A 12,547-nucleotide genomic window follows, 5' to 3' on the forward strand; every position below is an offset into this window, starting at 1 on the left:
GTCAACGCCTCACTTCGCTCCGCCCAGCAACTCGCTCACCAAACGATCCGCCTTGTAGACCGACTTGAACGATTCCATCATGCCGCGTGAATCCACGCTGACCGCGCGGCCCTCACGCTCGTCGTAGGCGAAAGCCCATGGCAGAGACTGGAGATTGCCGTCGAAGATCAGCCCGACGACCTCGCCCTTGGTGTTGACGACCGGCGAGCCGGAATTGCCGCCGATGATGTCGGCACACATGACGAAATTGAACGGGACGTCGCCCTTCATCCGCTTCTGCGCGTCGATCCAGCGCTGCGGGAGGGCGAACGCCGGATCGCCGGCACGTGCCGCGGCACGCTCAAAGGTGCCGCTGAGCTGCGTAAAGGCGGGAATCTGTTCGCCCGCCTCGATGTACGACTTCACCGGTCCGAAGGACATGCGAAGGGTGAACGTGGCATCGGGATACACGCTGTCCCCCTGGAAGGCGAACTTGGCCGCAGCGATCTTGGCATACGCCTGTCGCTCGACCGACTCGACCTCGTTCTCAAACCGAGTGCGGTATCGCCGAAGGGCGGGGTCGAGCGCGGCCGCGAGCCGGATCATCGGATTGGTCGAGGTCGCGATCGCCTCGCTGCCTCCGGAAGCCAATCTCTGGCGCGACTCGACAGCAAGGAGGGATGTGCCCGAGACGAGTTCCTCTGCCCTTGCACGCGGGCTCTTGCCAGCGAGCGCGAGCTGCACGACCGGGTGGTCGCCGCCGAGCGTCTCGGCCATCAGCGCGAGACCTGACTTCAAGATGTCGATCTCGAGCGCCTCATGGATCGGTGCCGGCGAGAAGAGCTGGAACCTCAGTGACTCAAGCCCCGAGTCCCGGTACTCACGCAGGCGATCGCCTGATGGTTTCGGCAATTCATCGCTCATCCTGACAAGGTGCAGCGCAGTGCGAAACAGCGTCGAGCTGGAGAGATCCATCGAGCGATCATTGAAGAAAGCCGCGTGACGCTTCTGCGCCTCAGCGATCTCGTCCCACGCGCTCCCCCACGCCTCGGTACGATCAGGATCCTGCAGCACCCAGGACCTGAGTGCGGCTTCTGCCCTGGCTTTCTCGTTCATCACGGCCGGATCGAGCAGACCATCAAACTGCCCGGCGAGGGCCTTCCTCGAGTTCTGCACACCCGTGAAATCCTCGCGTGCGATCCTGCGGTGCTCGGGGCTGCGGTTCGAGAAATTCGTCAGCTGGACCTCTCTTCTCCACAGCTGCGCCAGTCGCCGCGGCAGTTGCATGTCTCTCACGAACTTGAGGTGATCGACAGTGAAGAGGCGCCGAGTCGTCCCGGGATGCCCGAAGACAAGGCCCAGCTCATTCTCCGCAATGCCATCGCGCGACCACGCAAGGTAGTGTTGGGGCTTGTACGGCTTGCCATCCTCATAAATGCGGAAGAAGGCAACGTCGAGGCAGTACCTTGGGTACTCGAAGTTGTCGGTGTCGCCGCCGAAGAACGCGATGCCCTCCTCCGGAGCAAAGACAAGTCGAACATCGGTGAATCGCTTGTACGCATACAGGTGGTACCTCGCCCCTTGATAGAGCGTCACAACCTGGCAGAGCAGGCCGCTCCGCTCGCCCGCTTCCTGCTCGATCGCCGAGATCGCGCGTCGGCGCGCCGCACCCGCGTCAGATGCGGACATCCCCTCTGTCCCCGCGTTCACGCGCTCGGTCACGTCCTCGATCGTCCAGAGGACGTTGAGCTCAAGATCCGGGCACGCGAGTTCCTCCGCCTCGCTCGCTGCCATGAACCCATCCCGCATGATGTCGCGATCCTTATCGCTCAACTTCGAGAGCATGTCGGATGCCACATGATGGTTGGTCATCACAAGGCCGTTCGCCGACACGAGAGAGCCCGAGCCCCCGGTCGAGAACCGCACAGCGGACTTCTGCATCTTCTCCATCCACGCAGCGCTCGGCTCGAAGCCGTACTTGGAGCGCAGGGTCTCCATAGGAGGAGAGGTGAGGAGCCACATCCCCTCATCCGCGGCTGCAGGAGACGTGAACGACAATGCCAGACAGCCGACAATGGCCCCAACACACCCGATGATGAACCGCCGCATGCGTGCACTCCAGAGAGAAAGGTCCCGCGCCTCGCAGGCCCGGGGCCGTAGGTTAGGACTGCCGCCACCGACCGTCATGGCGGGGCCCCAACCGTGGACTCTCTTGAACGCGGCTTGATCGTCTCAGGTTGCAAGCGTTCGCGCTGTCGCCGCAGCACGCGTGAGCAGGTCGCTCCAGTGTCCGGTTGCGGCGGCCGCGAGATCGAGCAACGCCGCGTGCAGCACGTCCGGAGGGCGGCTGCAGATATTCTGCTTGTGGTGGACAAGCCCGCTGGCGATCGCCACGAAGTAAATCGCAAGCCCGCCGAGCCGTCCGTCGGCGGTATCCGCCATCCTGTAGCGCCGCTTCCCCTCGTCCTTGACCTTCACGAGATCCGCCAGAGCGGTCTCGCCCATGAGAAGGATCGACCGCGGCTTCCCGATCGAGGCGGTCGTGCCGATCTCGAGCACGCTGTCAAGCCAGTGCGCCGCTCCGGGCTCGGCGAGACGGTCGGCGAGATCATCGATCGGGCGACGCGGCCCCAAGAGCCCGAGTCTCAGCAGCGTCGACGCCTGCGACTCGCCGATGGAGTCGTACACGCTGATGTGCGATGTCTGTCCAGAGGATGTCATGATGTGGGCTCCTCGATGAGCGACAGAATCTCCTGGTCGACTTCCTGGTCTGGCGTGCCGTCGCCCGCGAGCAACTCGCGAACCGCAGCCCTGAACTTCCGCGCCGCGGTGCGGGCCATGACGGCCGCACGCTCGGGCGTGACCACGAACTCCCTCGAGAGATCGGCGTAGTCTCTTCCGCTCAGGTAGTGCGCGACAAAGATGTTCCAGTGCGATGCCAGCCCGCTGTCTTCGCACGATTCCTGCGCCACGCGCAGCGCCTCACGAACAAGCGAGACCCGGAAGGCCCGATCCACCGCCGCCTCGGGGCTGCCGTTGAAGACGATCGGCTCGTGCTCGAGCTCGCCGGCCCGTCGGTCACGAGCCCGCGCCCGACGCATCTCCATGAGATAGAAACAGAAAGCGTTCATCAGCCAGCGCCTCAGACGCATCCCGCTGGCTCGCCACTCGTGCAGGAACTCCGATCGGCTCAGTCGATCGGCGAAGAACCCTCCGACGATGTCGTCGGGCTCGCCGAGCCACCGCTCGGACGTGCCCATGAAGTACACCCGAAGGGGCCAGTCGTAGACCGCCATGATGTGACGATTCACCTCGTTCCGACCCTCGACACCGTCGCTCATGCGAAGTGCGATCCATGTGCTCATGGTCGGAGGAAACACATCTTGTTTGGTTTGCTGGGTCATCGGTCGGTGGGTGGCTGCGTCCGGCGACAGGTAGATCGAGAACACCGCGCCCGGCGCGCGAATTCGTAAGTACTCGATCCGGCAGAGTGTACACGAACGCGAGAATCGACCCAAGCCGCTTTGCCACAGAGACTTAGCAAAATCGAGCAGGGGAAGCCATTACTCATCGAGGGGTATCGGACGGAGGGACTCAGGCACGTGGAGCTGCGGAATCGCCTCGAACTCAAGGTGAAAGTGGACGGGTTCGAGGAAAGTTCCGGGCTTGGTCAACTGCCACGGATCGAGGATGTGCCGAAGCATGCTGTACCGGATCCGTGCCACCATCGTGTACGAGCCGTCGGGCTCCAGAGTCACCGTGAACTCGGAATCGCCGTCGACCAGCGCACCCATCCGCCCGTTCTCATCCGTGATGCTTCCGTTGAGGTTATCGGAGGGGTCCGCCGTGTTGTAGAGCTCGAACGCAGCCCCCGACAGCCCACATTCAGCGAGCCCCTCGGGCGAGTATTTGATGTGCTGCACGCCACTCTCGGGCCGTGCGACAGCTGGCTTGTCAAAGACCACGTTGGTGACCTTCACCTCAACCACCGAGTCTCGTTCCAGCCCCTCGAAGAACGGCTTGGCGGCATCAACCTTGTAGAGCCCCACTCGCACGATCGCACCGTCCGGATGTCCCGCTTGGCGATCGAGGCGAGCACCACCGAGCGCGACGAAGACCTCCAGATTGTGCCCGACATCAGTTCGCATCGCCGGAGCCGTGTACTCCAGCTCCCGTTCGATCACGATCGGCTTCGAACCCGCCCCCTCCCATTCCACCCTGACTCGGGGAAGATGCCTGTCATTGATCACGAGAAAGTGAAGCTGGGGAACTTCGGGACCGACGTTCTGACCGATGCCTTGAGATCCCGCATTCTCGCCGCCAGTCACCTGACCTGCGGCGTGGCTCGATAACAGCACACCCGCCGCGGCGAACCCGCAGAGCGATCGAATCAGACGCATTACTTTCGATTTGGATCGTGCTTGCACAGGCCGCTCCAAGGAACCAACTCGAATAGAAGCCGTATCTGTCCGACTTCACGTCACGCTTGTAGGGTACGTACCTCTCTGGTACGTTGGTCTGGAATTCAGGTTTTCAAGGACCGATTTTCAGACGCCAAGAAACTCGACGTGGGGGCACGGAGAGTTCCATGAGACAACGTATCGGCATCGCTCACCAAGGTCGCATCGCGAGAGATCTCGCGATCATCGCGTGCGCCAGTCTTGTCACCGTCTCGAATGCTCACGCAGACGAGGATTGGCGGAAGTTGCAGGACGTGCAGCCGCCCGTTTACGGCCCTGGCTATTTCGCGTCGCGGGATGGCGGAGCGGTCACGCGCGATACGTTCGACAAGCTCAACATGCAGATGTACGCCTGGATGCCGCTCAATCTGTTCCCGGGGTCTCCCACCTCAGCGAACGACATCTGGGGCTACACATCGCCGTCCGGACGCGAGTACGCGATCATCGGGCTCTCCAACGGCTTCGGCTTCGTTGAAGTGACCGACCCCGGCGCGCCGGTCCTCGTCGGTCATGTCACAGGCCCGAACAGTCTCTGGCACTGCGTGAAGGTGATCGGCCACTACGCCTACGGAGGCAGCGAGGGCGGAGCCGGCATCCAGGTCATGGACATGAGCCAGATCGACAACGGCGTCGTCACGCTCGTGCAGAACAAGACACAGCTCGGACACACGACCACCCACACGCTGGCCTCGAACGAAGACTCCGGATTCCTCTATCTCGCAGGCGCGAACATCGCGAATGGCGGCCTCGTCGCCGTCTCCCTCGCAAATCCCGCCGACCCGATCATCGTCGGCTCGTGGTCTACCAGATACGTCCACGAGGCCCAGGTCGTCACCTACACCAGCGGCCCCTACGCCGGCCGTGAGATCGCCTTCTGCTACACCGGCTCCGCCGGTATCGACGTGATCGATGTCACCAACAAGGCGAGCATGACCCGCATCGGCGGCATCAACTACTCCGGCGTGCGTTACTCCCACCAGGGTTGGCTCACCGACGACAAGCAATACCTCTACATGAACGACGAGCTGGACGAGGGCGCATCCGTCTCCGTCTGCACCACCCGCATCTTCAACGTTAGCAATCCCGCAAGCCCCGTGCTCGTCGGCACGTTCAGCAACGGCCTGAGCGTCATCGATCACAACCTGTACATCAAGGGCGACAAGCTCTACGAGTCGAACTACCGCTCCGGCCTTCGCGTCTTCGACATCAGCAACCGCACCAGCCCCGTCGAGATCGCGTACTTCGACACATACCCCGGGTCCGACTCTTTCCAGTTCAACGGCAACTGGACGAACTACCCGTACTTCGCCTCCGGCATCATCGTGCTCTCCGATATCGAGCGCGGCCTCTTCGTGCTCGCAGAGGGCAACGATCCCCTGCCCAAGCTCGAAATCGCGCTCCAGGGTGCTCCGACGACGCTCTCACCCGGCCAGAATACGCCGATCACGGCAGTGATCACAGAGGTCGGCACCGAAGAACTCGACCCAACGACCGTGGTCCTCCGCTATCAGGTCAACGGCGGCTCCCAACTGGAGATCCCGATGACACTCCAGCCGGATGACACCTGGAGAGCCGTGATCCCCGCGCAGTCCTGCTTCGATGCAGTGACCTATCGCGTCGCGGCCCGCGCCATCGATAACAGCCCATACACCACCGCCGCCGTCGACGCGCTCGTCGCGACCGGCGTTGACATCGTCTTCGAGGACGACATGGAGATCAACCGCGGCTGGACCGTCGGTGCCGCCGGCGACAACGCCACCGCAGGCATCTGGAACCGCATGGACCCACAAGGAACCGCAGCACAGCCGGAAGACGACACCACCCCGGCACCGGGCGTGAACTGCTGGGTCACCGATGGTCGCGCGGGCTCCAGCATCGGCACGTACGACGTTGATGGAGGCACGACCACCCTCGTCAGCCCCGTCATCAATCTCGCCGGTGCTACCGCCGCAAAGATCTCATACTGGCGCTGGTACTCCAACGACAAGGGCGCGGCACCCAACACCGACACCTTCGTCATCCAGATCTCCAACAACAACGGTTCGACGTGGACAACCGTCGAGACCGTCGGCCCCACGGGTCCGCAGGCCTCCGGCGGCTGGAACTTCCACGAGTTCAACGTCGGTGACTTTGTCGCACCGACCTCGACCGTGCGTATGCGCTTCCGTGCGTCGGACCTCGACCCCGGCTCGATCGTTGAGGCCGCGGTCGATGACTTCACCGTCCGCACCATCGTCTGCGTCCCGCCGCCGGCATGCCCCGCGGACTACAACGGCGACAACGAGGTCGACGTGCTCGACTTCCTCGACTTCTTCGACGACTTCGGCGCATGCTCGGGCCAGCCCGGTCCGTGCGGCGGCGTCGCGGACGCGGACTTCAACGGTGACACCCTCGTTGATATCCTCGACTTCCTCGATTTCCTCGACGCGTTCGGCACCGGCTGCTGAGCGGCGGCCAATCCTCGAAGAATCATCACAGATTGCGGAACGGGCGGGCCTCCTTCACAGGGTGCCCGCCCGCTTTCTTTCCCTGGAACACAATCGGACTTGGCCGCAGACTACCGACCAAGAATTCCAACACGTCACGATGGTCGTCAGCGCCCGCGGACTGAGATCGAGCCGTTGGAAGACTTCAGCACCGAGGTGCCATCTCCATCGCCGAACCGTGCCGAGCCCTTGGCACGGCTCGTGACTATGTCCTTCGCATTCGGCGCCGAGATCCCCACCGTTCCGTTGCTCGTCGTCGCCGACAGACTCCCTGTGAACGCACTGCCGACCGAGAGCTCGATCGATCCGTTCGAAGTAGAGAGCACGACCGGACCCGGCGACGTATCTGCCATCGTGACCTTCAGATTGCCGTTCGACGAACGGGCGGAAACGCCGTGGGTTGCACCGACAATCGTGACGCTCCCGTTCGATGTCGAAGCATCGACAGCACCCGTGAAGCCATCGACCTTGATCGCGCCGTTCGAGGTGCTGAGGCGGGCCGATCCGCTCAAGCCGCCCAGCGTGATCGCGCCGTTTGAAGTGACAAGTGCGATGGAACTCACGTCCGGCGTCACGATCTCGAGCGAGCATCCCTCGTTCGTCATCCGCTCACCCGGCCATTGGGGCGAGATCACGAACGAGCCGTTCGAGTCCGACGTCGCGATCACCGTTGTCGCGTCCGCTCGTTCCTGGGTACGCGCCCTGATCACGGCATGGACGACGATTTTCTGATCCGTGCCCTCGGAGACCTTGATCGCCCCGTTGACAGTTCTCGCTTCGAGCGGGGCCTCTCCGGCAGGAGCAAGCTCAAAGGTCGCCCGACGCTCCACCAATGGGCTCAGGGGATTGCACCCCGCGCCAAGCGCCAGAGCAAGGGGAACGAGCACGAATCCGGCCGCTCGCGTCAGAGTCTGCATAACCTGATCTCCCTAGACCGACAGCAAGCGTCGGTCCACCTCTGTCGGATTCCGCCCCCGGAGATTTCCCGGTTGCGTCCGGCGTGAGGATACCCGGATCATGATTCGTTCGTCGAACACACCTGAATCCACGGCATGGACGCCCACAGATCCGCATCCCGAGCCACAGTCTCGACCTCCCACAGCGTGGGCAAAGGTATCTATCGACACCTCGATCCGCACGCAGGGCCGATGCCGCAGCGCGTTTCACACTGCATCATCAGGTCGGCGCAAGAGATGCAGAGTTCGGGAGATGCATCGGCGTTCCGAGTCCATTGGAGGGCGAGTAGACGCCGGGGACGGCCTCGCCGCACGCTGCGCGTCGCCCTCCCCGCTGGCTGCGACCTGTACGGACTCGGCGAGCACGCCGGCCCTCTCCGACGGAACGGCAGACGCGTTACACTCTGGAACGCCGATCACTACGCGTACGACGAGAAGACCCCATCCCTCTATCAATCCCACCCGTGGGTCATGGGTGTCCGGCGCGATGGCACGTGCTTCGGCATCCTCTGGGACACTCCCGCAAGATCCCGTGCCGCCCTTTCTGATGGAATGCTGATTGTCCACGTCGAGGACGCCGCGTTTCCTGTCTACACGATCGAGGGCGACACTCCAGAATCTGTTCTCACGATTCTCACGCACCTGATCGGTCGGATCTCGCTCCCGCCGCTCTGGGCCCTTGGATACCACCAGTCTCGCTACTCCTACTACCCCGACGCCGAGGTGCGCCGTATCGCCGACGAGATGCGACTCCGCCGCATCCCCTGCGATGTGATCTGGCTCGACATCCACTACATGAACGGCAATCGCAGCTTCACGTTCGATCCGGAACGCTTCCCTGATCCGCGTTCGCTCATCTCCCACCTCCACGATCGCTCCCTACGCACCGTGCTGATGATCGATCCGGGCCTCAAGGTCGATCCCGAGTACCACGCCTACGCATCCGGCCATGAGCAGGGCATGTTCGTCTCAACCTCAACGGGAGACGAGTACCACGGCCAGGTCTGGCCCGGCGCCTGTGCATTCCCCGACTTCTCGCGATCACGCGTGCGTGAATGGTGGGGATCGTTGTACGCGCCGCTCATCGAACTCGGAGCCGACGGCTTCTGGAACGACATGAACGAGCCCGCCATCTTCGACGGCCCCGGCCGGACCATGCCGGAGGACAACGTGCATCTCGCCGATCCCGAGCTCGGCGGCCCGACCACGCACGCACGCCTCCACAACGTCTACGGCACACTCATGGTCCGTGCCACGCGAGAAGGTGTCGAGCGTCTGAGACCCGACTCCCGCCCGTTCATCCTCACACGCTCCGGCTTCCTCGGCACGCATCGCCACGCCGCAACATGGACGGGCGACAACTCCTCAACGTGGGAGCACCTGGGCTGGTCCATCACGATGGCCCTTAATCTCGGGCTCTCGGGACAGCCACTCGTCGGGCCGGATATCGGCGGATTCGAAGGGAACGCGAGCGGCAGACTCTTCGCACGATGGATGGGTGTCGGCTCGCTCCTCCCCTTCTGCCGCGCACACACCGATGTCTGGACCAAAGAGCACGAGCCGTGGTCCTGGGGACCACAGGTCGAAGCAACATGCCGACGCGCGATCATGCGCCGATATCGCCTCCTCCCGTACCTCTACACGCTCGCACACGAATCCGCGGCGTGCGGACTCCCGATCGTTCGCCCGCTCTTCTTTGCCGATCCGGCCGACCCCGCACTTCGCACCGCCGATGATTCGTTCCTGCTCGGGCCGTCGGTGCTCGTTCGCTGCGCCGTGACAGACGATGGCCCGTGCGTCTCACCCTTCCCGGCGGGCGAGTGGGCCCGCTTCGATGTCATAGAGAGCGAAGACCCGGAACTGCCCGATCTGCATCTTCGCGAGGGGCACATCCTGCCCGTGGGGCCCGCGATGCAGCACTCCGGCGAGCGCACAGCCGATCCGCTCACACTCTTCATCCATCACGATCAACACGGGAACGCCTCCGGATCGCTCTACGAAGACGCCGGCGACGGCCACGAGCACACTCGGGGCGCATCCCGCATGACTCGTATCGAGTCCACCAGAAGAAGCGATGCCATACAGGTCAGCATGCGTATCACGGCGGGCGAGTGGGAACAACACCCCCGTACGCTGCGGCTTGTGGTGTTCATCTCGGGCGAGGCGCGAACGTGCGAGGTGCGCTGCGACAACGCCCGCGACCAATCGTGGTCGATCCCGCTTGATCGCTTCTGCTGAATCGGCTTCTCAAGAACCGGATTCGCAACGCGGAACCAGCTCAGACCAGTTCCACGACAACAAACGCCTTCAGCCCGCGCCGTGTGCGCACCCTGATCGTCTCGCCGACGTTCGCCTTGAAGAGCGCCTCACCCATCGGGCTCGTCACCGTGACCTCGATGATCTCAGAGTCGAGACCCGCCTGCGCATCGCCGACGAGCTTGTAGAGTTCTTCTTCGCCCGAATCGACCTCACGAAGCTTCACGGTGCTGCCGAGAAACACCTGCCCGGTCGTCTTACCCAGGTCGGTGCTGATGACATGCGCCTTCGCCAGACGCTCTTCCAGCCGGCGGATCTCCGCCTCTTCCATGCCCTGCTGCTCACGCGCCGCGTGGTACTCGGCATTCTCCTTGAGGTCGCCCAGCGCCCGCGCCTCCGCGATCCTCTCAGAGATCGCCGACCTGTTCGCGAGCAACGCGTTGAGTCGCACCTCGAGTTGCACACGCTCTTCAGGTGTCATGATGTCCATGCGTTGCTCCGATACGAATTGACTGCAACACCAAAAACGACAGGGGCCGATGCCTCATGGCTGGCAGGCGGCCGCATTCACGGACGGATCCGACTAGACAGCGTCCCGGGTCGGTTCCTGACCCCTCCCAAGACACAGGACACTACGACGCTCGGCGAGCGCGATCCACCATACCCCAACGGCCACCAGCCCGATCGAGCAAACCCCCAGCCACTCCTCACCGCCGACCGGTGAACGCGGATCAGACCCCAGATGCAGCACGCCGGACACCGGCGACAACATCCAGAAGCCCGCATGCACCGCCAGACCCAGCGATGCACACACCGCGGCCGCAAGCGGAACAAGCATCTGAACCCCGATAATCCCCGCCATCGCCGCGGACCGCCTCACGTGGTTCCGCGACTCTCCCCGCTTGATCTCGTGAGCCAGCGTGATCGCCACCCATGCAGCGATGATCGCTGTCCAGAAACCCATCGTCAGATCGATGGCGAGCACGCGTGCGTACCCGATCCCCACCGGCGGCGCAACCGTGAACCAGATCAGCGGCTGCAAGGGCAGCATCAGAGAGAACGCATCCATCCCCGCCTCAATGATCGGATCCGCCGAGCGATGCTGCGTCAGCCGCACCATCGGTAGCATGACCGTGAGCCCGATCGTGTACGCGCAGAGAATGAATCGGATCGCAGGCATGACGATCGAGTCGTCCGCGTATCGGGCCATCAGATAAGGAGACGCCGCCGCGAACCCCGCGACCAGCAGGTAGATAGGCCAGAGCGCGACAAACACGCCCGGCTTGGGCGGCCAGGGCCGTTCGCTGGATCTCGCTCGCGCGATGTACGCATTCTGCAACGCGTCAGCGTCAGCAAGGTCGTCTTCAGCCGGAGGATTCTCGTCAACGTCCCCCGGCTCAAAACGATCCTGGCTCTCCGCCGCGTGACCGTCCAGAGGATCGATCATGACGGCGGCGCCGTGGCGATGGCCGATGCGGTCCGATCGATCACGACGCGATCGCTGAAGATCTCGATCCGGCTCTGACCCGCATCCACCCGCCCGAATCGCCTCACGATATCGAGTAGCAGCGCGACCTTCGCCTCGGTCTGGATCTCGCCGGGCAGCGGCCTCGACGGCGCACCGCCCCAGAGCACACGAGTCCCGCGATCCGTGATGAACTCGAGTTGACTTGATTCACGATGACGGGCCACGTCGACCGCCGCGATCTGGTTCGAGAACGGCATCATCGACGTGAGTCTCAGCAACTCAAGCCCATCCGCAACCTCTCGTCCCGGCCATGGTGCGCCGAAACCCAGAGCACCAGTGCCTTCCCGGGTCGGCGGGGGTTCGGAGACACCCACCACGAGCGGCATGCCCGAAGTCCCCGGGCTATACCGCGCGGGCAACAACACGCCGCCGCTCCCGACAAGATAATCAAGGCCGTCGTATCTGACCACCGCGACAGGCGTGCGCCACGTGCCGCTGATGGAGATAATCGGCTGCTCACCTCTGAAGCTCCGCCTCAGCGTCGGCGCGCCCTCAAACCACCCGGTCTGCGAGAGTGCCGATCCGATCCTCGCGAGCGACGCTCCGCTCAACGGGTCATCCAGCGCGATCTGCCCGATCGCGAGCGCTTCAAGATCTTGGCGAAGAGCCGAAGGCATCCACGTGGCATCCGTCGATCCACCCTCGATCCGAGGCCACTCAAACGCGAGCGCAGGGGGCTTGGTTGCCAGCTTGCCAACCGCGATTCCCTCGATCTTGCCGAGAGCAATCAAGGCCGCGAGCCCGAGGGCTCCTCCGATGACAAACATGCCGACGACGCTCGCCATGTGCAGCCATGCCTTCGAATCGGCACGCGCCAGCGCCTCAAGTCGCCCGAGAAGACCGCCGGATTGGCTCGAAAGACGTCCCATGCGCAGGATTCCA

Annotated in this window: 10 protein-coding genes; 2 read left to right on the forward strand and 8 right to left on the reverse strand. The window is 63.5% G+C overall.

Annotated elements, in window-relative coordinates; all coding sequences use genetic code 11:
• Positions 1-9 precede the first annotated feature (9 nt).
• The 4 genes from KF838_07060 to KF838_07075 all read right to left on the reverse strand — a co-directional run bounded on the left by KF838_07060 (position 10) and on the right by KF838_07075 (position 4,379).
• Positions 10-2,088 carry a S46 family peptidase gene (locus KF838_07060; protein ID QYK49606.1) on the reverse strand — a complete coding sequence of 693 codons (2,079 nt, stop codon included), beginning with the start codon at positions 2,086-2,088 and terminating at the stop codon, positions 10-12.
• 123 nt (positions 2,089-2,211) lie between these two features.
• Positions 2,212-2,700, reverse strand: coding sequence for a hypothetical protein (locus KF838_07065; GenBank protein ID QYK49607.1), 489 nt, complete (start codon positions 2,698-2,700; stop codon positions 2,212-2,214).
• The gene (locus tag KF838_07070) at positions 2,697-3,344 is read right to left on the reverse strand and encodes a hypothetical protein (GenBank protein QYK49608.1); all 648 of its coding nucleotides are present in this window, start codon (positions 3,342-3,344) and stop codon (positions 2,697-2,699) included. Before KF838_07070 ends, KF838_07065 begins: the two co-directional genes overlap by 4 nt.
• A 198-nt stretch (positions 3,345-3,542) precedes the next feature.
• Entirely contained in the window at positions 3,543-4,379 is an 837-nt protein-coding gene (locus KF838_07075) for a hypothetical protein (GenBank protein ID QYK49609.1), read from the reverse strand.
• Between the two features lie 188 nt (positions 4,380-4,567).
• Here KF838_07075 and KF838_07080 point away from each other — a divergent pair, with 188 nt between their 5' ends.
• Entirely contained in the window at positions 4,568-6,886 is a 2,319-nt protein-coding gene (locus KF838_07080; protein ID QYK49610.1) for a choice-of-anchor B family protein, read from the forward strand.
• A gap of 146 nt (positions 6,887-7,032) precedes the next feature.
• Here the strand turns inward: KF838_07080 and KF838_07085 are convergent, their stop codons facing one another.
• Positions 7,033-7,842, reverse strand: a complete 810-nt coding sequence (locus KF838_07085; GenBank protein ID QYK49611.1) for a DUF4097 family beta strand repeat protein — start codon at positions 7,840-7,842, stop codon at positions 7,033-7,035.
• 231 nt (positions 7,843-8,073) lie between these two features.
• On the opposite strand from KF838_07085, the gene KF838_07090 reads away from it, so the two are divergent.
• Positions 8,074-10,119 (forward strand): DUF5110 domain-containing protein, encoded by a 2,046-nt coding sequence (locus tag KF838_07090; protein QYK49612.1) that lies wholly within the window; start codon positions 8,074-8,076, stop codon positions 10,117-10,119.
• 40 nt (positions 10,120-10,159) lie between these two features.
• Here KF838_07090 and KF838_07095 read toward each other — a convergent pair whose 3' ends face one another.
• The 3 genes from KF838_07095 to KF838_07105 form a co-directional block, all read right to left on the reverse strand.
• Entirely contained in the window at positions 10,160-10,627 is a 468-nt protein-coding gene (locus tag KF838_07095) for a transcription elongation factor GreA (protein QYK49613.1), read from the reverse strand.
• 93 nt (positions 10,628-10,720) lie between these two features.
• Positions 10,721-11,584, reverse strand: coding sequence for a hypothetical protein (locus tag KF838_07100; protein QYK49614.1), 864 nt, complete (start codon positions 11,582-11,584; stop codon positions 10,721-10,723).
• Positions 11,581-12,534 (reverse strand): hypothetical protein, encoded by a 954-nt coding sequence (locus KF838_07105; GenBank protein QYK49615.1) that lies wholly within the window; start codon positions 12,532-12,534, stop codon positions 11,581-11,583. The genes KF838_07100 and KF838_07105 overlap by 4 nt, the downstream gene beginning before the upstream one ends.
• Between the last annotated feature and the right edge of the window lie 13 nt (positions 12,535-12,547).

This window comes from Phycisphaeraceae bacterium, from assembly GCA_019454185.1.
In the GTDB taxonomy this organism is placed as follows: domain Bacteria; phylum Planctomycetota; class Phycisphaerae; order Phycisphaerales; family UBA1924; genus JAHBWV01.

Excerpts from the sequence above, each read along its gene's own strand:
- KF838_07100 (QYK49614.1), bottom strand. The coding sequence starts at position 11,584 with ATGATCGATCCTCTGGACGGTCACGCGGCGGAGAGCCAGGATCGTTTT.
- KF838_07085 (QYK49611.1), bottom strand. The coding sequence starts at position 7,842 with ATGCAGACTCTGACGCGAGCGGCCGGATTCGTGCTCGTTCCCCTTGCT.
- KF838_07080 (QYK49610.1), top strand. The coding sequence starts at position 4,568 with ATGAGACAACGTATCGGCATCGCTCACCAAGGTCGCATCGCGAGAGAT.
- KF838_07105 (QYK49615.1), bottom strand. The coding sequence starts at position 12,534 with ATGGGACGTCTTTCGAGCCAATCCGGCGGTCTTCTCGGGCGACTTGAG.
- KF838_07075 (QYK49609.1), bottom strand. The coding sequence starts at position 4,379 with ATGCGTCTGATTCGATCGCTCTGCGGGTTCGCCGCGGCGGGTGTGCTG.
- KF838_07095 (QYK49613.1), bottom strand. The coding sequence starts at position 10,627 with ATGGACATCATGACACCTGAAGAGCGTGTGCAACTCGAGGTGCGACTC.
- KF838_07060 (QYK49606.1), bottom strand. The coding sequence starts at position 2,088 with ATGCGGCGGTTCATCATCGGGTGTGTTGGGGCCATTGTCGGCTGTCTG.
- KF838_07065 (QYK49607.1), bottom strand. The coding sequence starts at position 2,700 with ATGACATCCTCTGGACAGACATCGCACATCAGCGTGTACGACTCCATC.
- KF838_07070 (QYK49608.1), bottom strand. The coding sequence starts at position 3,344 with ATGAGCACATGGATCGCACTTCGCATGAGCGACGGTGTCGAGGGTCGG.
- KF838_07090 (QYK49612.1), top strand. The coding sequence starts at position 8,074 with ATGCCGCAGCGCGTTTCACACTGCATCATCAGGTCGGCGCAAGAGATG.